Source organism: Rhodococcus indonesiensis (assembly GCF_047782815.1).
In the GTDB taxonomy this organism is placed as follows: Bacteria; Actinomycetota; Actinomycetes; order Mycobacteriales; family Mycobacteriaceae; genus Rhodococcus; species Rhodococcus indonesiensis.
The window spans coordinates 256,985-277,650 of the sequence record NZ_CP180630.1; the positions used below are offsets into that span (position 1 = coordinate 256,985).

At 69.4% G+C, this 20,666-nt stretch carries 20 protein-coding genes; 10 read left to right on the forward strand and 10 right to left on the reverse strand.

Annotation, left to right across the window (positions count from 1 at the left end; genetic code table 11):
- Positions 1 to 53 precede the first annotated feature (53 nt).
- On the reverse strand, positions 54 to 371 hold the full coding sequence (gene mihF / locus ACM26Y_RS01210; protein ID WP_003937196.1) for an integration host factor, actinobacterial type: 318 nt from the start codon (positions 369 to 371) through the stop codon (positions 54 to 56).
- Between the two features lie 198 nt (positions 372 to 569).
- On the opposite strand from mihF, the gene ACM26Y_RS01215 reads away from it, so the two are divergent.
- The 3 genes from ACM26Y_RS01215 to ACM26Y_RS01225 all read left to right on the forward strand — a co-directional run bounded on the left by ACM26Y_RS01215 (position 570) and on the right by ACM26Y_RS01225 (position 3,689).
- The gene (locus ACM26Y_RS01215) at positions 570 to 1,199 is read left to right on the forward strand and encodes a TetR/AcrR family transcriptional regulator (RefSeq protein WP_248957412.1); all 630 of its coding nucleotides are present in this window, start codon (positions 570 to 572) and stop codon (positions 1,197 to 1,199) included.
- Positions 1,200 to 1,373: 174 nt separating this feature from the next.
- Positions 1,374 to 2,435 carry a phosphotransferase family protein gene (locus ACM26Y_RS01220; RefSeq protein ID WP_416062442.1) on the forward strand — a complete coding sequence of 354 codons (1,062 nt, stop codon included), beginning with the start codon at positions 1,374 to 1,376 and terminating at the stop codon, positions 2,433 to 2,435.
- A 24-nt stretch (positions 2,436 to 2,459) separates the two neighbouring features.
- Entirely contained in the window at positions 2,460 to 3,689 is a 1,230-nt protein-coding gene (locus ACM26Y_RS01225) for an acyl-CoA dehydrogenase family protein (RefSeq protein WP_416062443.1), read from the forward strand.
- Between the two features lie 264 nt (positions 3,690 to 3,953).
- Here ACM26Y_RS01225 and ACM26Y_RS01230 read toward each other — a convergent pair whose 3' ends face one another.
- The 4 genes from ACM26Y_RS01230 to ACM26Y_RS01245 form a co-directional block, all read right to left on the reverse strand.
- A complete protein-coding gene (locus ACM26Y_RS01230) occupies positions 3,954 to 4,127 on the reverse strand; it encodes a hypothetical protein (protein WP_161628485.1) in 174 nt (57 codons plus the stop codon).
- Positions 4,128 to 4,158: 31 nt separating this feature from the next.
- Positions 4,159 to 5,700 carry an acyl-CoA synthetase gene (locus tag ACM26Y_RS01235; RefSeq protein ID WP_416062444.1) on the reverse strand — a complete coding sequence of 514 codons (1,542 nt, stop codon included), beginning with the start codon at positions 5,698 to 5,700 and terminating at the stop codon, positions 4,159 to 4,161.
- Positions 5,701 to 5,779: 79 nt separating this feature from the next.
- The gene (locus ACM26Y_RS01240) at positions 5,780 to 7,126 is read right to left on the reverse strand and encodes an MFS transporter (protein ID WP_003937191.1); all 1,347 of its coding nucleotides are present in this window, start codon (positions 7,124 to 7,126) and stop codon (positions 5,780 to 5,782) included.
- 459 nt (positions 7,127 to 7,585) lie between these two features.
- Entirely contained in the window at positions 7,586 to 8,509 is a 924-nt protein-coding gene (locus ACM26Y_RS01245; RefSeq protein ID WP_003937190.1) for an AEC family transporter, read from the reverse strand.
- Positions 8,510 to 8,534: 25 nt separating this feature from the next.
- On the opposite strand from ACM26Y_RS01245, the gene ACM26Y_RS01250 reads away from it, so the two are divergent.
- The gene (locus ACM26Y_RS01250; RefSeq protein WP_416062445.1) at positions 8,535 to 9,062 is read left to right on the forward strand and encodes a CGNR zinc finger domain-containing protein; all 528 of its coding nucleotides are present in this window, start codon (positions 8,535 to 8,537) and stop codon (positions 9,060 to 9,062) included.
- A 188-nt stretch (positions 9,063 to 9,250) separates the two neighbouring features.
- Here ACM26Y_RS01250 and ACM26Y_RS01255 read toward each other — a convergent pair whose 3' ends face one another.
- Together ACM26Y_RS01255 and ACM26Y_RS01260 are read right to left on the reverse strand one after the other, a co-directional pair.
- The gene (locus ACM26Y_RS01255) at positions 9,251 to 9,376 is read right to left on the reverse strand and encodes a hypothetical protein (RefSeq protein WP_416062446.1); all 126 of its coding nucleotides are present in this window, start codon (positions 9,374 to 9,376) and stop codon (positions 9,251 to 9,253) included.
- A 31-nt stretch (positions 9,377 to 9,407) separates the two neighbouring features.
- Positions 9,408 to 10,187 (reverse strand): acetoin reductase, encoded by a 780-nt coding sequence (locus tag ACM26Y_RS01260; RefSeq protein ID WP_010596221.1) that lies wholly within the window; start codon positions 10,185 to 10,187, stop codon positions 9,408 to 9,410.
- Between the two features lie 135 nt (positions 10,188 to 10,322).
- Here ACM26Y_RS01260 and ACM26Y_RS01265 point away from each other — a divergent pair, with 135 nt between their 5' ends.
- The 4 genes from ACM26Y_RS01265 to ACM26Y_RS01280 all read left to right on the forward strand — a co-directional run bounded on the left by ACM26Y_RS01265 (position 10,323) and on the right by ACM26Y_RS01280 (position 16,672).
- On the forward strand, positions 10,323 to 10,994 hold the full coding sequence (locus ACM26Y_RS01265; RefSeq protein ID WP_003937187.1) for an IclR family transcriptional regulator: 672 nt from the start codon (positions 10,323 to 10,325) through the stop codon (positions 10,992 to 10,994).
- A 324-nt stretch (positions 10,995 to 11,318) separates the two neighbouring features.
- Positions 11,319 to 12,746 (forward strand): rifampin monooxygenase, encoded by a 1,428-nt coding sequence (gene rox, locus ACM26Y_RS01270; RefSeq protein WP_416062447.1) that lies wholly within the window; start codon positions 11,319 to 11,321, stop codon positions 12,744 to 12,746.
- A gap of 249 nt (positions 12,747 to 12,995) precedes the next feature.
- The gene (locus tag ACM26Y_RS01275; RefSeq protein ID WP_416062448.1) at positions 12,996 to 15,317 is read left to right on the forward strand and encodes a cytochrome P450/oxidoreductase; all 2,322 of its coding nucleotides are present in this window, start codon (positions 12,996 to 12,998) and stop codon (positions 15,315 to 15,317) included.
- Between the two features lie 26 nt (positions 15,318 to 15,343).
- Positions 15,344 to 16,672 carry an MFS transporter gene (locus ACM26Y_RS01280; RefSeq protein ID WP_416062449.1) on the forward strand — a complete coding sequence of 443 codons (1,329 nt, stop codon included), beginning with the start codon at positions 15,344 to 15,346 and terminating at the stop codon, positions 16,670 to 16,672.
- A gap of 262 nt (positions 16,673 to 16,934) precedes the next feature.
- On the opposite strand, the gene ACM26Y_RS01285 is transcribed toward ACM26Y_RS01280, so the two are convergent.
- Together ACM26Y_RS01285 and ACM26Y_RS01290 are read right to left on the reverse strand one after the other, a co-directional pair.
- Positions 16,935 to 17,273, reverse strand: coding sequence for a metallopeptidase family protein (locus tag ACM26Y_RS01285; RefSeq protein WP_017681155.1), 339 nt, complete (start codon positions 17,271 to 17,273; stop codon positions 16,935 to 16,937).
- Positions 17,274 to 17,286: 13 nt separating this feature from the next.
- A complete protein-coding gene (locus tag ACM26Y_RS01290) occupies positions 17,287 to 18,363 on the reverse strand; it encodes a septum formation family protein (protein WP_003937183.1) in 1,077 nt (358 codons plus the stop codon).
- Positions 18,364 to 18,411: 48 nt separating this feature from the next.
- Here ACM26Y_RS01290 and ACM26Y_RS01295 point away from each other — a divergent pair, with 48 nt between their 5' ends.
- Both ACM26Y_RS01295 and serS read left to right on the forward strand, forming a co-directional pair.
- The gene (locus tag ACM26Y_RS01295; protein WP_407040540.1) at positions 18,412 to 18,801 is read left to right on the forward strand and encodes an ankyrin repeat domain-containing protein; all 390 of its coding nucleotides are present in this window, start codon (positions 18,412 to 18,414) and stop codon (positions 18,799 to 18,801) included.
- 42 nt (positions 18,802 to 18,843) lie between these two features.
- Complete coding sequence (serS, locus tag ACM26Y_RS01300; protein WP_416062450.1) at positions 18,844 to 20,106, forward strand: serine--tRNA ligase; 1,263 nt, start codon at positions 18,844 to 18,846, stop codon at positions 20,104 to 20,106.
- Positions 20,107 to 20,243: 137 nt separating this feature from the next.
- Here the strand turns inward: serS and ACM26Y_RS01305 are convergent, their stop codons facing one another.
- Entirely contained in the window at positions 20,244 to 20,636 is a 393-nt protein-coding gene (locus ACM26Y_RS01305) for a hypothetical protein (protein WP_040782735.1), read from the reverse strand.
- Positions 20,637 to 20,666 lie beyond the last annotated feature (30 nt).

Below are 20,666 nucleotides of genomic sequence, written 5' to 3' on the forward strand. Positions count from 1 at the left end.
CAGGTGTTCCCCCTTCGGGACGCGGGAACACCTGCGCCGGGCCGAACGACGGGTCAGGCGGCCGTCGTGGCGTCGAGCAGCGCCTGACGCTGGTTGGCGCCGAGGCCCCCGATGCGGCGGGTGTCCGGGATCGACAGCTGCTCGAGGAGCTTGGCGGCCTTGACCGCGCCGACTCCCGGCAGCGCCTTGATCAGGGCGGAGACCTTCGTCTTCTTCACGACCTCGTCGGTCTCCGCCTTCTCGAGCACGGCCGGGACGTCGAGCTCGCCGGCCTTGACGGCGGCGAGCAGCTCGCTGCGGGCCTTGCGCACTTCGGCGGCCTTGGCGAGTGCGGCGGTGCGCTGTTCGTCGGTGAGAACGGGTGCTGGCATGACGCCCCCTGTGTTGTCCGATGGTGAGCGGCCCCGGGCGAGGCTGCCGCGGCTGATGCTGCCAGGTCGGACCGACATCCGTCGGTTCGGCACGCGGAGACGGCCGTCTCGGGATTCGCGGGGCGGATCCGGCCGATTCGGGCACCCGCCCTGCGACTACGCTGTCAGCGGTTCACGACCGGCGGGACGGAGTAGACGATGAGCGCGGCGAAGGCGGCTACGGTCGGGACCGGTAACGGCCGGCAGGCGATCCTCGACTCGGCGTTGCGGAACATGAACGAGCGCGGGTACCACGGCACCTCGATGCGGGACATCGCCCGCGACGCCGACATCACCGTCGCCTCGATCTACCACCACTTCAAGTCCAAGCAGGAGATTCTGCAGGACATCATGACCCGGGCGCTGCACGATGCGATCGCCATGACCCGGGGGGCGTTGCTGCGGGCGGGTGGTTCGCCGGACGCGCAGTTGCAGGCGCTGGTGCGGGCGTGGGTCATGTTCCACACCACCCGGCAGCTCGATGCGCTGGTGGGTGCGACGGAACTGCGCAGCCTGAACGAGGCCGGTCGCCGGCTCGTCGTCGCGCTGCGCGACGAACAGGAGGGCCTGTTCCGCGACGTCGTCGAGCGGGGCGTCGAAGAGGGGGCCTTCGAGGTGGAGTTCCCGCGCGATGCGGTGCGCGGGATCATCAACATGGGCCAGTCGGTGTGCACCTGGTGGCGGTCCGACGGGCCGCTGCGGGCGGAGGAACTCGCGGACCGCTACGCGGATCTCGCCTTGGCGATGGTGCAGCACCGCCCCCGTCGCGTCGGCGCCCCTGCTTCCTAGCGGTCGATCGGCTGCCCGGTCTCGAGCGTGGCAGTCTTCCCTCTCTCCGTCAGCGTTTCCTCAGTTCGGATCCTCTCGTCGGCACCGAGGTTGACACCGAACGCTCGTTCGGTGACTCTGTAGGTCACCCGAACGATCGTTTGGCCGACAGGCCGACGCAGGAAGGAATCCGCGATGACTGCATCGCCTGCGGGCGCCGTCGCCGGCCTCGATCTCGACGCCCTGACCGCCCACCTGCAGCGCGTACTCGACGGTGGAGTCTCCGGGGCACTGACCGCCTCCCTCATCGGCGGTGGCCGCTCCAACCCCACCTACCGCCTCGCCGACGACGAGCACGTATGGGTGCTGCGCCGACCGCCGTACGGACACGTCCTGCCGAGCGCGCACGACATGCGGCGCGAGTTCACCGTCATCGACGCCCTCGGCGGCACGTCCGTGCCGGTGCCCCGCGCGGTGCACCTGTGCGAGGACGAGAGCATCCTCGGCGCGACCTTCTATCTGATGGAACTCGTCGACGGTGTGGCCGTCGGCACCGTCGACCAGGCCTCGGCCCTCACCCCGGACGAACGCCGCCGCCTCGGATTCTCGCTCGCCGACACGCTCGCGGCGCTGCACGACCTCGACCCCGGCGCCGTCGGGCTCAGCAGCTTCGGCCGCCCGGACGGCTACCTCGAGCGCCAGCTCGGCCGGTGGGCGAAGCAGTGGGAGGCGTCCCGCAGGGTCGACCGGCCCGAGGTCGCGGTGCTGCTCGACAAGCTCTGGCGCGCGCTGCCGCAGACCCGCCACCCGGGGATCGTCCACGGCGACGTCAAACTCGACAACGTCCTCGCTACGCCGCAGGACCGCGGTCACATCGCCGCCGTACTCGACTGGGAGATGGCCACTCTCGGCGACACCCTCGCCGACGTCGGAATCATGCTGAGCTTCTGGGACGTTCCCGGCGCGACACCCAACCCCATCACCCGCGGCCTCGCCACCCTCGACGGCTTCCCCACCCGCGCGGAGCTGCTCGAACGCTACGCCGGAGCGCGTGGCATCGACCTCGCCGACATCGACTGGTACATCGTCTTCGCCGACTTCAAGATCGCCGTGATCCTCGAGGGTATCGGTGCCCGCCACGAGCGGGGCGAGACGGTGGGAGCGGGCTTCGACGGCATCGCGGACATGGTCGGACCGTTGCTCCGGCGCGCCCTCGATCTCGCCGCCACCTCGGCCCTTCCCGCATTGCGCCGCTAGGCGACCACTCGAACCGGAGGAACAATGGATTTCGAATACAGCCCCAAGGTCCGCGAACTGCAGGACCGCCTCACCGGCTTCCTGCAGGAACGCATCCTGCCGGCCGAGCCGATCGCCACGCAGCAACTGGCGAGCAAGCCCGACTACTGGGGTGCCCCGCCGATCATGGCCGACCTCAAGGCTTCCGCCAAGCGGCAGGGGCTGTGGAACCTCTTCCTCCCCGAGGCGGGCGGGGCCGGCCTGACCAATCTCGAATACGCCCCGCTGGCCGAATTGACCGGATGGAGCCCGCATCTCGCCCCGGAGGCGCTCAACTGCGCCGCACCGGACACCGGGAACATGGAGCTGCTCGCCCGCTACGGCACCGACGCTCAGAAGCAGCAGTGGCTCGGCCCCCTGCTGGAAGGTGAGATCCGGTCCTGCTTCTCGATGACCGAACCCGACGTCGCCAGCTCGGACGCGAGCAACGTCCGCCTCGAGATCGCCGACGACGGCGACGAGTGGGTGCTCACCGGCCGCAAATGGTGGTCCACCGCCGCACTGCGGGAGGACTGCCGCGTCGCGATGGTCATGGGCGTCACCGACCCCGACGCCCCCGCCGGCTCGAAGCACTCGATCGTGCTGGTCCCGATGGAGACCCCGGGCCTGGACATCGTCCGTTCCACGACCGTGCTCGGATTCGACGACCGGCACGAGGGCGGGCACGGCGAGATCGTCTTCGACCGGGTGCGGGTGCCCAAGGAGAATCTGCTCGGCCCGCGCGGCCAGGGTTTCGCCGTCGCGCAGGCCCGCCTGGGTCCGGGCCGGATCCACCACTGCATGCGTCTGATCGGCATGGCCGAACGCGCCGTCGCGCTGATGACGGAACGGGCGCGCACCCGCGTCGCATTCGGCAGGCCGCTGGCCGACGAAGGGGTCGTGCAAGCCACCGTCGCCGACGCGCGCATCCGGGTGGATGCGGCTCGGCTGATGGTGCTGCGGGCCGCCTGGCGGATGGACGTCGAGGGCGCCAAGGCCGCCCGGCACGACATCGCCGCCGCCAAGGTGCTGGTGCCGCAGACGGTGAAGGAGATCGTCGACGACGCCGTCCAAATCTTCGGCGGTGCGGGCCTGTCCCAGGACACTCCGCTCGCGATGCTGTACTCGCAGGCACGGTTCCTGCAGATCGCCGACGGCCCCGACCAGGTGCATCGCCGGTCCCTCGCCCGCGCCGAGTTCGCCGCCACCCCGGTGCTGCACGAGGTGCGCGGATAGGACCACCCGGGGGCGCCCAGTCGACAGACCCCCGGAGCAACTCGTGCAGGTGCCTCCGCCGCTCGGATAAACGCGCCCCGTGAGTGCCGCACTCGGCGGCAGTCACGGGGCGCGTGCGGCGCTGTGGGCGGTGACCAGCGCCCCGTGCACGCAGGGGCGGTGAACAGCGCCCCGTGCACGCATGGGCGGTGAACAGCGCCCCGTGCACGTAGGTGCGGTGACCAGCGCCCCGGGCCGGTAGTGCCCGTCAGAGGGATCGCGCGATCACACCCCCATCGCGGCAACGATGCCGGCCGGATCCACCACGCGCACCGGACTGGTGGTGCGCAGCTCGCCGAGCACGCGTCCGGCGATCGCAAGGGGTGCCGAACCGGCCGGGACGCGACCTCGAACCGACGATTCGGCCTGCCGCTCGCAACGAGCGGCAGGCCGAATCATATTCGTAGTCGACAGGATTCGTGGTCCGGTGTCACACCGGAGTGTCGACGAAGCGCTCCTTCAACTTGCGCTTGACGAGCTTGCCGGTCGGTGTGCGGGGCATGTCGTCGCTGAACACGATCCGGCGCGGAAGCTTGTACTTGGCGAGGCGGCCGCGGAGGTGGTCGGCCAGTTCGGCGGCGAGCGTGTCGTCGCCGTCGACGCCGGGAGCGGGCTGGATCACCGCGGTCACGATCTCACCCATCTCGGCATCGGGCACCCCGATCACGCCGGCGTCGAGGACCTTGGGGTGCTCGACGAACGCGTTCTCGATCTCCTGCGGGTAGATGTTGACCCCGCCGGAGATGATCATGAACGAATCGCGGTCGGTGAGGAACAGGTACCCGTCCTCGTCCAGGTAACCGACGTCGCCGGTCGTCGTCCACGCCGGGTGGCGCGGGTGCTGGGCATCGCGGGTCTTCTCCGGCGCGTTGTGGTATTCGAACGGCAGCACGTCGCGCTCGAAGTAGATCGTGCCGATCTGCCCCGCGGGCAGGTCGTCGCCGTTCTCGCCGCAGATGTGGACGATCCCGAGCGCGGCCCGGCCCACCGTTCCGGGCTTGCGCAGCCATTCGTCCGTGTCGACCAGGGTGAGGCCGTTGAGTTCGGTGGAGGAGTAGTACTCCGACAGGATCGGACCCCACCACGCGATCATCTGTCGCTTGACCTCGATCGGGCAGGGGGCTGCGGCGTGCACGGCGACCTGCAGGCTGGACACGTCGTAGCGGGCGCGCACGTCCTCGGGGAGTTTGAGCATGCGCACGAACATGGTGGGCACCCACTGGCTGTAGGTGACGCGGTACCGCTCGATGTACTCGAGGGCCTTCTCGGCATCGAAGCGGTCCATCACGACCACCGTGCCGCCGAGGGCCTGCACCGCGGCGCACGTGCGCAGCGGCGCCGCGTGGTACAGCGGTGCGGGGGACAGGTACACGGTCTCCGAATTCACGCCCCACACCGAGGCATTCATTGCGGTCATCGTGTCGCCGGGTTCGTGGACCTGGCGGTCGGGCAGGGCGGGCTTGATGCCCTTGGGGCGGCCCGTGGTGCCCGACGAGTAGAGCATGTCCGTCCCCCGCGGCTGATCCGCAAGTGCCACGTCGGACTCGGCAGCTGCGGCCGCATCCAGGTCGGCATACCCGGGAAGCGTGCCGCCGAAGCCGAGGCGGTGCTCGGTGTTCGGCAGCAGGGCAGGGAGCTCACCGGCGATCTCCGTGAGCGCGGCGTCCACGATCACGGCCTTCGCGCCGCAGTCGTCGACGATGTACGCGGCCTCGCCGGGGGTGAGATGCCAGTTCACCATCGTGACGTAGAGACCCGACCGCATCGCCGCCCAGTAGATGTCGAACACCCGGGGTGTGTTGGTGGCGAGCACCGCGACATGATCGCCGCGGCACAGTCCCAGCGCGCGGAGGTGGCGGGCGATGCGGATCGAATCGGCTTCGAGTTCGGCGAAGGTGACCGTCCGGCCGGTGTCGGCCATGATCACGGCGGGCTTGTGTGCAGCGGTGTCGAGATAGGCACCGGGATACATGGGTTCTCCAGGGTTCGTTCGGTGGGCGACGAGCTCAGTGGCAACGAGCTCAGTGGCAACGAGCTCAGTGGCAACGAGCTCAGGGGCGCCGACGGGCGAGGGCCACCAGGCAGGCGAGGGCGAGGACCGAGAGCGCCGCGATGAGCAGACCCACGCGCCAGAGGTTGGCGACCTCCCCGTTGATCAGCGCGACCATCGCCATGGGTGCCATGCCACCGAGGATTGCCGCGGCCTGGTATCCCAGAGATGCTCCGGAGTAACGGATCTCCGGCGGAAAGAGCTCGGCGAACAGGGCGGCCTGCGGTCCGGTCTGGAACGACATGACCACGCAGGAGACGATGAGCGCGACGGCCAACGGCAGGATGTCACCCGACGACGACGCCCCGATGAGCAGCCACATCGGCACGGCCCACAGACCCATGCCGACGATGCCGATGCCGTAGATCAGCTTGCGGCCGTAGCGGTCCGACAGGTAGGCGGTCAGCGGCACCATCGGTACGAGGACGCCCGCGGCGATCAGGATGATCGCCAGCACGTCCGAGCGCGCGATGCCGAGGTTCGTCGTAGCCACCTGCACCGAGCCGGTGATGGTGATGTAGAACATCACGATGCCGACCAGATAGGTGCCGCCCGCCATGAGCACGGTGCCACTGTTGTGCCGGAGGACCTCGAGGACCGGGGAACGTCGCTGGGCCGGCGCGGCCGCGAGCTTGGCCTCGACCTGCTGGAACTCGGGGGTCTCCTCGAGGTAGCGGTGGATGGCGAACGCGACGAAGAGCATGAACAGGCTGATCCAGAACGGCACGCGCCAGCCCCACGACGTGAACGCCTCGGGTGAGACCGCCCACGCCACCGCCAGGAAGACCGCGTTACCCATCACCACGCCGATCGGGATGCCGAGCTGGGCGAAGCTCCCGTAGAAGCCGCGGCGATCGGCCGGAGCGTACTCGGTGGCCAGCAGGACCGCGCCACCCCACTGCGCCCCGACGGCCAGGCCCTGGCAGATGCGGAGCAGGACCAGCATCGCGGGAGCGAGCCAGGTGATCGACGTGTTCGGCACGAAGCCGATCAGGGTGGTCGCGACACCCATGAGCAGGATGGCGGTCACGAGCACCGGCTTGCGCCCGTACTTGTCGCCGAAGTGGCCCGAGACGATCCCGCCGATCGGGCGGGCGACGAAACCGACGGCGACGGTGGCGAACGAATTGAGTGCGGCCACGACCTCGCTGCCGGTGGCGAAGAACGTCTTGTTGAACACGAGCGCCGCAGCGGTGGCATAGATGAAGAAGTCGTACCACTCGAGGGACGTCGACACTGCTGCGGCGAACGCGGCCTTACGGGCCGCCCGCCGCGTGTTCTGCGGGGCGGCGTGCTGTGGCGCGCCGGGCGTCGTCTCCTGCGCCTGTGAAACCGAGGGGGTGGCCATGGCTGCCCTTCCTGCGAACGTATGTTGCCAATCGATCGTTCGGTTAGCAGTCGACAAGTTATGTGACGCGCCGCACAAAGTCAAACTCGTGTCGGGGCGCGGGGACGCACCCGGTGGGAGCTTTCCGGCGGGGGGTTCGCGGGGCCGGCGTCCCCTGGTGTGTGTGGCGCACCGCCTGGAACTGGTCGGATGGCATTGGGAGCTGCCGAAGGGACGGTGACCGGGGCAACTCCCGTCCTCGTGGGCGCGAACAGTGCGAGGGCGCGTGGATGGGGTCGGATTCTCTACTGAAGCTTCCGTGTCCTCAGCCGACCGACTGTTTACTCGGCCGGACTGGGGAGCGTGGGGCGGGACGTTGCCGCGAGGTGTCTCGCCGTCGGCGATGATTGGGCGGGCATGTCGCTTCCGGCGGTGCAGCACGGTGCTGCGCTCACGCGTCACGTCGTTGCAGGCCGTGGGTCATGTCGCTGTGGTCAGGTGCAGGACCAGCGGCAGAGTCGCCGTGGAAAGGACTGTCTGCGCTCCGGTGATGGATGCCATCAGTTGCGCGTCGCCCCCCATGCGGCCGGCGAGGATGTACGCCGAGGGCGCGGTGGGGACGGCGCAGATGAGCACGACGGCGGTCAGGGCCGCGGCGGTCAAGCCCAGTGCACTTGCGAGGGCCGCGGCAGCCAGCGGAAGGGCGATCAGTTTGATCGTCGACGCGATGGTGATGTCGAGGCCGTCGCGCAGCCGCACCCGAAGAGTGATCGCCGCCCCTGCCACGAGTGTGCCGGTGACGAGTGCGGGTTCTGCCAGCATCTCGACCGGCACCGCGATCGCCGAGGGCAACCCGATTCCGGTGAGGTTGAGCGTCAAGCCCGCGAGGCATCCCAGGATCAAGGGGTTGGTGGCCAGGTGGCGCCACGTACTCGTCGTCGCAGCCTCGTGATCGCGGGCACCGAAGAACGACAGCGCGGTGACCGAGACGACGTTGACCAACGGAACCATCACCGAGGCCGCGAGTGCGAACGCGGCCACCCCGGCGGTGCCTTCGAGCGCCGAGGCGAACACCAGTCCGATGTAGGTGTTGATGCGGATGCTTCCTTGCACCAGCGAGGTGAGCTGCGGCCCCTCGGCCCGAAGCGGTCGACGCAGGGCGACGAGCAGCATCGACACGGCCAGGACCGGGATCGACAGGCTGAGAAGCAACGGAACCGGCGAGACCTCCCGCAGCGAGGTCCGTGCGATCGATTCGACGAACAACGCAGGCGTGAACACGTGGTAGCTCAGCCACTCCATTCCACGCCAGAAGCCGGCGTCGGTGACGACACGGCGACGGAGGACAGCGCCCAGGGCGAGGACGAGAACGACAGGAAGGACGGCGGTGGTGACCAGGTGCACGCGACCACCGTGATGCAATCGGTCAGTGCAGTTCAACCATGACAACATGACCGGCGCGCTGCTGGCCGCGGACCTCGTGAACCTTCAGGCGCGGGGCGTGTGGACCGTCCCGGAGGTCGAGGCGGTGCTTCGCGAGCACGCGATCCGGTGGTCGGATGTCGGCGAGAGCGACTTGCCGGCGTTGCGCCGGTGGTCGACCCGGCTCCGGACGGTGTTCGTGGCACCCGACGAGGAGCAACGCTGCCGATCGATCAACGCCCTGCTGCTCGACGGGGTAGCCAGCGTGTACCTCACCACTCACGACAACCGCCGTCCCCATCTGCATTTCACGCCGGACGAGAACGACGTCGTCGGACGCGTGACGGCGGTCACCGCGGGCGGGCTCGCGATCTTCACCGTCGAAGCCGAGGGGGGACGGCTGGGCGCATGCGCGAACGCGGGATGCAGTCTTGTGTTCGTCGACACCAGCCGCAACGGCCGCCGGGCGTACTGCAGCGCCCGTTGCGGAAATGCGGACGCGGTACGCCGCCACCGAGCCGGGAAGTTCCGCTGAACACTCGTGCCGACGGCGCGACTCGTGCGCGGCCACATCGTCACGCAACCGGTCGACGCAGTACGAGCGTTACGCGCCGGTCTTCCCGGCCCGGCGGAACTGCCGGAGCTCGCCGACCTGTGGCGGCGGGGTGCAGCGAGGACGGGAAGAACGGCGCCGAAGTCCGCCGCCGAACCGGAACCCGCCGATCAGTCGGGTCGGTCCGCGAGCTGCTCGGAGAGCTCGAGCAGCTCGAGGCAGTGCTTCGGTGCCATCATGTGGTCGAGGAACACGAGCAGGGGAACCGCCAGTGCCCGTACCGTTCTGGTCAACACGGGAATGTCCTTCCGGTGCAGCGGGTTCGGGTCACCGATAGACCAGGCCACCGTCGATCAGCCCGGACTGCCCGGTCATGTAGTCGGAGTCCGGGCCCGCGAGGTAGGAGACGTAGGCCGCGACGTCCTCCGGTGTCTGCGCCCGGCCGAGCGCGATGCCGCCGACGAACTTCTCGAACGTCGCTCCCTTCGGCGCCCCGGTCAGTGCCGCGAAGCGTTCGTCGATGGTGACCCACATGTCGGTGCCGACGACGCCGGGGCAGTAGGCATTGACGGTGATCCCGTCGGACGCGTACTCCTTGGCCGCCGCCTGCGTGAGCGCCCGGACGGCGAATTTGGTCGCGGAGTACACCCCGAGCATCGCGAAGCCTTCGTGACCGGCGATCGAGGACGCGTTGACGATCTTGCCACCGTGCCCACGCTCGCGGAACTTGGCGGCGGCGACCTGGATGCCCCACAGCACACCTTCGACGTTGACCGCCATGATCCGCGACACCTCCTCCGGCGTCACGTCGGCGATCGGGTTGACCTGTGCGATGCCGGCGTTGTTGACGATGATGTCGAACCCGCCGAGTTCGGCCTCCGTCCGGTCGACGGCTGCTCGGATCTGCTCGCGGTCGGTCACGTCCGCGACGACGGAGATCGCCTTCGAGCCGGCCGCCCGCACCTCGCCCTCGACCGCCGCCAGCTTTCCGCCGTCGACATCGAGCAGTGCGACGTCCGCACCGTCGGCCGCCAGGCGCAGCGCGATCGCCCGTCCGATGCCCTGTCCGGCGCCGGTGACCAGCGCGACCTTGCCTTCGATGCCCATGCCGACTCCTGTCCGTAGTGACCTGTGTCACTCGAAGGCAATCAGTGCGGCACGCGGTGCTCAAGCGTTGCAATGCGCTGCATCGGGGACGATGCCCGCGCCGGTAGGGTCGGATCCGGACGGACGGAGGACACCATGAGTACGCTGCAGACGCTCGATCGTGGTCTGCGCGCGCTCGACATCATCTCCCGGTCGCCCGCCGGAATCACGGTCGCGGACCTCGCCAAGGAGCTCGAGATCGCGCGGGCGATCTGCTACCGGATCGTTGCCACGCTCGAATCCCACTCGCTGGTGGTGCGGGCCGACGACGGCCGGATCCGGCTCGGCGCCGGTGCCGCCGTCCTTTCGTCGCGGTTCGTGCCGCAGTTCCAGCACGCGGCCGGTTCGGTGCTGCACGAGCTGGCCGAACGCACGCAGGCGACGGCCTTCGTCTCCGCCGCGCAAGGGGACGAGTGCATCGTCATCCTCGTCGCGGAGCCGGAGGGGGCGCTCCTGCACGTGGGGTACCGGGTGGGCAACCGGCACCCGCTCGACCGCGGTGCGGCCGGGATCGCGATCCTCGCGCTGCGGCCCGAGGACGCCCGCGACCCCGACGCGGTGAAGCAGGCCCGGGAGCTCGGCTACAGCGTCACCCGGGGGCAGCTCGAACACGGCGCCGTGGGTGTCGCTGCCGGGGTGCGCGCGCCCCGGGGGGCCGGTCTCGAATGCAGTGTGGGGGTGGTGGCCATCGCCGGTCTCGACGTCGACGCCGCGGCGCTCGCCGTCCAGGACGCGGCCGCGCGGCTGAGCGTTCTGCTCACCGACTGACACTCCCGCCACCGGACACGAGTCCGGGGACCGACGGAACTCCGGTGCGCATCGAATGCGGTGCGGAAGAAAGAACGGCCGGGACGTCTTCGATTCCCTGCCCCTTTCAACGTATATCGCGCACGGGGCCTTGCCGCAAGGCCCCGGTCGTGCTGCAGAATCGCCAGTCGAAGCCGGGACCTGCGGAAAGTGGGGATTCGCAGGTGGGATCGGCCGGCGGACGGGATCCCGAGGGGAGTCGCGCCGCCGGGTGGGGGTCTGCGGGCGTGGGGTGCCGGTCCGCGTGGAGGGGTGGCCGAAATTCAACCAGTGAACGGGGTTTTCATGATCGATGTGATCGTCGTCGGCGGTGGGCCGACCGGTTTGATGCTGGCCACCGAGTTGCGGCTGCACGGCGTGCGCACGCTCGTGCTGGAGAAGCTGACCGCACCGAGCGGGCAGTCCCGCGGGCAGGGGCTGCACGCGCGCAGCGTCGAGATGATGGATCAGCGCGGCCTGCTGGATCGGTTCCTCGCCGTCAGCGAGAAGTTCCGGGTCGGCGGGCTTTTCGGCGGAATCGTCAAGCCGTGGCCGGACCGGCTGGACACGGCGCACCCGTACGGCCTCGCCACTCCGCAACCGGTCACCGAGCGGTTGCTCGACGAGCGTGCCCTCGAACTCGGTGCCGAGGTCCGGCGCGGCTGCGAGGTGGTCGGACTGAGCCAGGACGATCACGGGGTGACGGTCGAAACGGCCGACGGCGCTCGGCTGCGCTCGCGGTACCTCGTCGGCTGCGACGGCGGCCGCAGCACGGTGCGCAAGCTGCTCGGCGTGGGTTTTCCCGGTGAGCCCAGCAGGGTCGAGACGCTGCTGGGGGAGATGAGGATGACCGAGGACCCGGCGACGGTGGCCGCCGTCGTCACGGAAGTCCGCAAGACCCAGCTGCGGTTCGGTGCGGTACCGCTCGGGGACGGGATGTACCGCGTCGTCGTGCCCGCCGACGGGGTGAGCGAGGACCGCGCGGCCGCACCGACCCTCGGGGAGTTCACGCAGCAGCTGCGGTCGATCGCCGGCACCGACTTCGGTGCACACTCGCCGCGCTGGCTCTCCCGCTTCGGTGACGCCACCCGGCAGGCCGAGCGCTACCGGGTCGGCCGGGTGCTGCTGGCCGGCGACGCCGCGCACATCCATCCGCCGACCGGGGGGCAAGGACTCAACCTGGGCATCCAGGATGCGTTCAACCTGGGCTGGAAACTGGCTGCGGCGGTGGACGGCTGGGCGCCGGAGGGGTTGCTGGACAGCTACCACGCCGAGCGCCACCCGGTGGGGGCCCGCGTGCTGGCGAACACCCGCGCGCAGATCGCGCTGATGGGAACCGATCCGGGCGCGACCGCGCTGCGGGAACTGTTCTCCGAGCTGATGGATTTGGAGGAGGTGAACCGGCACATCACCGAGATGATCACCGCCGTCGGGGTCCGCTACGACTTCGGCGAGGGGCACGAGCTGCTCGGCCGGCGGATGCGGGACGTGGCGCTGAAGCGAGGCCGTCTCTACGAGCTGATGCACGGCGGCCGTGGGTTGCTGCTCGATCGGACCGGCCGGTTGTCGGTGGCGGGCTGGGCGGATCGCGTCGACCACGTCGTCGACGTCGGCGAGGAACTGGACGTGCCCGCGGCGCTGCTGCGGCCGGACGGCCACGTGGCGTGGGTCGGTGACGACCAGCAGGATCTGCTCGGGCGGCTGTCCGAGTGGTTCGGTGCCGCCGCCGGCTGAGGGCGCGATCGTGGCTGTACCGGCCGAGCGGGTGTTTCTCGGGACGTCCGGTTTGCCGGGTTCCGGTGTCGGGCACAGGTTGCCGGGCGCGGGGGAGAGGCGTGTTCCCTCGAGCGGAGTCCGCCGGATGTGACCGCCGCTGCGGCTTGACCTCCTCTGTGACGCCCCTTACTCTGCTCCTTGTCCTCATATAGGACGAAACTGTTCGATAAAAGTAACAGTGCAGGTTGAGAGGTTTTCGGTGTCAGTATGAGTGCATCAGTTCCGGCGTCGGCGTCCGCGTGCCCCGTCGATCACACGGCCCTGGCCGGCGGCTGTCCGGTGTCGGCGAACGCCGCGGCGTTCGACCCGTTCGGGCTCGCCTACCAGGCCGATCCGGCCGAATCGCTGCGCTGGTCCCGCGACGAGGAGCCGGTGTTCTACAGCCCCGAACTCGGCTACTGGGTGGTCACCCGCTACGAGGATGTGAAGGCGGTGTTCCGCGACAACCTCGTGTTCTCACCGGCGATCGCCCTCGAGAAGATCACCCCGGTCTCCGAGGAGGCCACCGCGACCCTCGCCCGCTACGACTACGCCATGGCGCGGACCCTCGTGAACGAGGACGAGCCGGCCCACATGCCGCGCCGCCGCGCGCTCATGGACCCGTTCACCCCGAAGGAACTGGCGCATCACGAGCCGATGGTGCGGCGTCTCACGCGCGAATACGTCGACCGCTTCGTCGAATCCGGCAAGGCCGACCTCGTGGACGAGATGCTGTGGGAGGTTCCTCTCACCGTCGCCCTGCACTTCCTCGGCGTGCCGGAGGAGGACATGGCGACGATGCGCAAGTACTCGATCGCCCACACCGTGAACACCTGGGGCCGTCCCGCACCCGAGGAGCAGGTGGCCGTCGCCGAAGCGGTCGGCAAGTTCTGGCAGTACGCGGGCACGGTGCTCGAGAAGTTGCGGCAGGACCCGTCGGGACACGGCTGGATGCCCTTCGGGATCCGCATGCAGCAACAGATGCCGGACGTCGTCACCGACTCCTACCTGCACTCGATGATGATGGCCGGCATCGTCGCCGCCCACGAGACCACGGCCAACGCGTCCGCGAACGCGTTCAAGCTGCTGCTCGAGAACCGCCCGGTGTGGGAGGAGATCTGCGCGGATCCGTCGCTGATCCCCAACGCCGTCGAGGAATGCCTGCGCCACTCGGGATCGGTCGCGGCGTGGCGACGGGTGGCCACCGCCGACACCCGCATCGGCGACGTCGACATCCCCGCCGGTGCAAAGCTCCTCGTGGTCAACTCGTCCGCCAACCACGACGAGCGGCACTTCAATCACCCCGACGAGTTCGACATCCGGCGCCCGAACTCGAGCGACCACCTCACCTTCGGGTACGGCAGCCATCAGTGCATGGGCAAGAACCTCGCCCGCATGGAGATGCAGATCTTCCTCGAGGAACTGACCACGCGGCTTCCCCACATGGAACTCGTGCCCGATCAGGAGTTCACCTACCTGCCGAACACCTCGTTCCGCGGTCCCGATCACGTGTGGGTGCAGTGGGATCCGCAGGCGAATCCCGAGCGCACCGACCCGGCCGTGCTGCAACGGCGCCATCCGGTCACCATCGGCGAGCCCTCGACCCGGTCGGTCTCGCGCACCGTCACCGTCGAGCGCCTGGACCGGATCGCCGACGACGTGCTACGCGTCGTCCTGCGAGACCCCGCCGGAAACGCGTTGCCCGCGTGGACTCCCGGCGCCCACATCGACGTCGACCTCGGTGCGCTGTCGCGGCAGTACTCGCTGTGCGGCGCGTCCGACGCGTCCACCTACGAGATCGCCGTTCTCCTGGACCCCGAGAGTCGCGGCGGCTCGCGCTACGTCCACGAACAGCTCCGGGTGGGGGGCTCGCTCCGGATTCGCGGCCCCCGGAACCACTTCGCGCTCGACTCCGACGCCGAGCACTACGTGTTCGTCGCCGGCGGCATCGGCATCACCCCCGTCCTGGCCATGGCCGACCACGCCCGCGCCCGGGGGTGGAGCTACGAACTGCACTACTGCGGCCGGAACCGTTCCGGCATGGCCTATCTCGAGCGGGTCGCCGGGCACGGGGACCGGGCCACCCTGCACGTCTCGGAGGAAGGCACCCGGGTCGACCTCGCCGTCCTCCTCGCGACGCCGGTGCCCGGCACCCAGATCTACGCGTGCGGGCCCGGACGGCTGCTCGCCGGACTCGAGGACGCGAGCCGGCACTGGCCCGACGGTGCGCTGCACGTCGAGCATTTCACCTCGTCCCTCACGGCACTCGACCCGGACGTCGAGCACGCCTTCGACCTCGAACTGCGCGACTCTGGGCTCACCGTGCGGGTCGAGTCCACCCAGACCGTCCTCGATGCGTTGCGCGCCAACAACATCGACGTACCCAGCGACTGCGAGGAAGGCCTCTGCGGCTCCTGCGAGGTCACCGTCCTCGACGGCGAGGTCGACCACCGCGACACCGTGCTCACCAAGGCCGAGCGGGCAGCGAACCGGCAGATGATGACCTGCTGTTCGCGTGCCTGCGGCGACCGCCTGACCCTCCGACTCTGACTCACCCGATCCGAAAGGGACCCGCCATGGGATCCACGCTCGACCCGATCGCCGTGCGCACCGCGCCGGACGTGCCACGCAGCAGCTTCAAGCGGGTTCTCACCGGCAGTATGGCCGGTGCCGTGCTCGAGTGGTACGACTTCGCGATCTACGGCATCCTCGCCGCCACCGTCCTCGGTCCGCTGTTCTTCCCCGGCTCCGACGGCATCACCAAACTGCTGCTCGCCCTCGCCACTCAGGGACTCGGCTTCATCGCCCGACCGCTCGGCGGCATCGTCTTCGGTCACCTCGGTGACCGGTTCGGCCGCAAACCGATGCTCGTGATCACGTTCGTGATGCTGGGTACGGCCACCGCGTCGATCGGACTGCTGCCGACCTACGAACAGATCGGCATCTGGGCGACGGTTCTGCTCGTCGCGCTGCGCATGATCCAGGGTTTCGCGCTCGGCGGTGAATTCGGTGCGGCGGTGCTGCTGGTGAGCGAGTACGGCGAACCGAAGCGCCGCGGCTTCTGGGCGTCGTGGCCCCAGGCGGGCGCACCGTCGGGGACCGTGCTCGCCGCCGTGGTCGTCTCGATCCTGGTGCTGCTGCTTCCGGCCGACGCGTTCGACGCATGGGGCTGGCGGATCGCATTCCTGTTCGCGGTTCCCCTCCTGGTCATCGGCTTCTGGATCCGGCACGGCGTCGAGGAGTCCCCGGTGTTCCGGGCGGCGCAGTCCGCCGCGGCGGACCGCCCCGAGTCCCGGTCGAGCATCGTCGAAGCGCTGTCCCGTCCGCGCCCGCTGCTGATCGGCATCGGCATGCGGCTCGGCGAGAACATCGCGTTCTACGTGTACACGATCTTCGTCATCGCGTACGCCACCACCTATCACGGCTTCGCCCGGGGGGACGTGATGCTGGCCGTGACCTTCGCGTCGGTGTTCCAGTTCGTCGGCATGATCGGTGGCGGGCGCTGGTCCGACCGGGTCGGCCGCCGCGTCGCGATGCTCGTCCCGGCCGTGGTGCTCGTGGTGTGGGCACCGGTGTTCTTCTGGCTCGTACAGATGCAGAGCGTGCCGTTGTTGTGGGTGGGGGTCTGCGTCGGCGCCTTCTTCCACGGCGCTCTCGCCGGTCCCGAGGCTGCCTGGATCACCGAGCTGTTCCCGACCCGGTACCGGTACGCCGGCTCCTCGCTGGTGTTCCAGGGCTCGTCCATCATCGCCGGTGCGCCCGCGCCGTTCATCGCCGTCTGGCTCGTCGACCGGTTCGGGGTCGGGACCGTCGTCGCGTATCTGGTGGTGACCATGATGATCACCGTCGTCGCGGTGCTGAGCAGCCGCGAGACCAAGGGCATCGATCTCGACCGCATCGAGTGACCGGTGGCTGTTGCCGGGCGCCCGTCGCCCGGCAACAGCACTGCCGGTTACCCCGTCCGGACCGCCGTCCCGCGGTACGGTCGGACCGGAGGTGATCGACACATGGAAGAGATCGCGAAGATCGTCGGTATTGCTTTCGTCTACATCGTCGTCGCAGAGGTGATCATCGGAACGCTCGCCCTGCTGATCATTTCGACGATCAACCCGCACTTCCTGCAGCGCAAGCCGAAGTACGGCGCGACGGGACCGCGCTACGGAGCCACTAGCCCCACCCCAGCTCGTGCAGACGAGCATCCTCGATTCCGAAGTAGTGAGCGATCTCGTGAATGACCGTCACCGCGACCTCGTGCACCACGTCGTCGTCGGAGTCGCAGATGTCGAGAATCGCGTCGCGGTAGATGGTCACGGTGTCCGGTAGCGCACCCGCATAATGGCTGTCGCGCTCGGTGAGCGCGATCCCGTGGTAGAGCCCGAGCAGATCGGGCTCTTCCTCGTTCCTGGGCTCGACCAGCACCACCACGTTGTCGATGGCCCGCGCGAGTTCCGGGGGGATCAGATCCAGGGCCTCGCCGACGAGTTCCTCGAACCGCTCGTCGCCCATCCGTGCCCTCACCTCAGGAGCCCGGCAGGGGACCCGCGCCCGGCAGCGGGGTCGGCAGCGAGCGGCCCTCGGGCGCGGCGGGCGGCGGCACCGGCGGCTGGCCGTCGATGAGGATGTCGCCCTTGGCCGAGCCGGTGACCGACGCGAATCCGCCGCCCTCGACCTGCTTGCCCACCGAACAGTTGACCTTGCGGCTGCCCGCGAGCCAACTGTCGAAGTCGAGGTTGTCCCAGAACAGCGTGAGGGTCTTGTTGCGTAGCGCGTCGGGACTGCCCAGGTAGGCGTTGGCGTTCTCGGTGCACGTCCCCTCGAGGTACCGGTCCTGGTCCTCGACGCTGGGCAGACCGCCGGGGAACTGCCCGGACAGATCCACGACGGAGATCACCTCGAAGGCGTGTGGCTGGGCGCAGTCCACCGGGTCCGCCGGCACGCCGTTGTTGATGCCGATGCACGTGCCCACGTCCCAGACCTTGGACTGGTCCTGGTCGGCCACGCTGCCTTCGATCGGCAGCAGGTTGCCGGTGGTCGAGGAGAACTGCAGGCCGCAGCGCAATGTCCGCTCGCCCGCCGCCCAGCCCGCCTCCCCGGGGTTGATCAGGCCCACGCTGAACTTGCCGTGCGGGTCGAACCGGCCGTCGAGATAGTCCATCGCGGCCGGTGCGCACAGTTCGTCGCGCAGCTCGGTGAAACGCAGCACCGACGGGAAACGCGACCCGGGACCCCACTCGGCGCCCGGGTACACGCTCAGATCGATGTCCTTCACCACCTCGAACAGGTGCGACTCGGCGCAGTCCACCTTCGCGAGGTCGCTCGCATCGAGTTCGGTCCAGTTCAGGCAGTCCCCGGCGACCGCAGTGCCGAAGGCCTCGCCGGCCACCGCGCCGGTGGTCACGACGGCACCGGTCGAATCGCCGGGTTCGTCGTCGGACCCGCCGAATCCCGCTACCACCGCCGTGACGACGGCCGCGAGCACCGCGCCCGCGGCAACCAGCATCAGGGCGCGACGGGTCAGTTTCGCGGACGGGGCACGCCGGACCCGCGACCCGGACGGTGCCGTCCGGTCGGACTGCTGCTCACTCTCCTCGGCCATCACCGTCCATCATGCCTGTGCACGGAGCCCCGGGTAACTTCAGTGCCCATGACGGACCCCATCGATCCCGAAGTTCAGGAGATCGCGCAGCAACTGTTCGATGCCGCCCGCGCCGGGCACGTCGAGACCCTCGCCGCCTACGTCGATGCCGGGGTGCCGGTGAACCTGTGCAACGAGAAGGGCGACACCCTGCTCATGCTGGCGTCCTACCACGGTCACGCCGACGCGGTGCGGGCGCTGATCGAACGGGGTGCCGACGTCGACCGGCTCAACGACCGCGGTCAGTCGCCGATCGCCGGCGCCGTGTTCAAAGGGGAGATCGACGTCGTGCGGGTGCTCACCGAGGCCGGAGCCGACCCGCGCGCCGGGCATCCGAACGCCGTGGACTCGGCGAAGATGTTCGAACGCGAGGACTGCCTGCAGCTGTGGGCGCAGTAGGCCGCAGTCGCCTGCAGGTGGCGCCGAGTAGGCTGTGACCTCGTGATCGACCTCAAGTTCCTCCGCGAGAATCCCGACGCCGTCCGTGCCTCGCAGCGCACCCGAGGCGAGGACCCCGGTCTCGTCGACGCGCTGCTCGAGGCCGACGCGGCCCGCCGCGCCGCGGTGCTGGCCGGCGACAACATCCGTGCCGAGCAGAAGGCACTGGGCAAGAAGGTCGGCCAGGCCTCCCCGGAGGAACGGCCCGCGCTGCTCGAGGGCGCGAAGGAACTCGCCGCGAACGTCAAGAAGCTCGAGGCCGAGCAGTCCGCCGCCGAGGAGGCGCTGGAGCGCGCGCACATGGCGATCTCCAACATCGTGCAGGAGGGTGCCCCCGCGGGCGGGGAGGACGACTTCGTCACCCTCGAGACCGTCGGCGAGCTGCCCACCTTCGACTTCGAGCCGAAGGACCACCTGACCCTCGGGGAATCGCTGGGGCTGATCGACATGGAACGGGGTGCGAAGGTTTCCGGCGCCCGGTTCTACTTCCTCACCGGCTACGGCGCCCTGCTGCAGCTCGGCATGCTGCAACTCGCGGCCCAGCGGGCCGTCGCCAACGGCTTCCAGATGATGATCCCCCCGGTGCTCGTGCGCCCGGAGATCATGCAGGGCACCGGCTTTCTCGGCGCCCACGCCGACGAGATCTACCACCTCGCCGACGACGACCTGTACCTCGTCGGCACGTCGGAGGTGCCGCTCGCCGGCTACCACTCCGGCGAGATCCTCGACCTGTCGGGCGGCCCGAAGCGGTACGCGGGCTGGTCGTCGTGCTTCCGTCGCGAGGCCGGCAGCTACGGCAAGGACACCCGCGGCATCATCCGGGTCCACCAGTTCGACAAGGTGGAGATGTTCGTCTACTGCAAGCCCGAGGACGCCACCGCCGAGCACCAGCGGCTGCTCGCGTGGGAGCGCGACATGCTCGCCGCGATCGAGGTGCCGTACCGGGTCATCGACGTCGCCGGCGGCGACCTCGGCTCGTCGGCGGCCCGCAAGTTCGACTGCGAGGCATGGGTGCCCACCCAGGAGCGTTACCGGGAGCTGACCTCCACCTCGAACTGCACCACCTTCCAGGCCCGCCGCCTCGGCGTCCGGTACCGCGACGAGAACGGCAAGCCGCAGATCGCCGCCACCCTGAACGGCACCCTCGCCACCACGCGCTGGCTCGTGGCGATCCTCGAGAACCACCAGCAGGTCGACGGCTCCGTGCGCGTCCCGTCGGCGCTCGTGCCGTTCGTCGGACGTGAGGTGCTCGAACCGCCGGCGTGAGCCGTCCCGTGCGTGTGGGGCCGGCGGCGGGGTGGTGGCCGAATGTGACATCGCGTCGATCTGACCGAACCGATGTGACATTCGGCCCCGGAAGGCAGGCCACGGAAGGCAGGCCACGGACGGTGGGGCGGGCGGGTTCAGCTGCCCGGGTCGCAGCCGACGGCCACGTACGCGTGCAGGCCCTCCGGATCGTCGCGCAACAGGTACTCGTAGTCGCTCGTGCCCAGCACACTGTCGTTCGCATCCCGGAAGGACCAGCGCACCCGGGCCCGCACGATCTTCTCGGTGACCGGGGAGAGGTCGAGCAACTCGTGCCCCACACCGGCGAGACCGTGCTCCCGGTAGGTCTGGTTGCTCTGCGCGAGGGCCTGGGTGATCTCCTTCCGGGTCGCCAGCGATCCGGCGAACGAATCCGTGAGGATCGTGCCCGGTTCCCCCCACAGCGCGGCCGAGGCCTCGGCGTCGAACCCGGCGAGTGCCTCCCCGTAGAGGGTGAAGAAGCGGTCCAGTGCGGTGCGTTCCACGCTCATGTTCTTCAGTGTGCAGGCCCGGCGACGGTT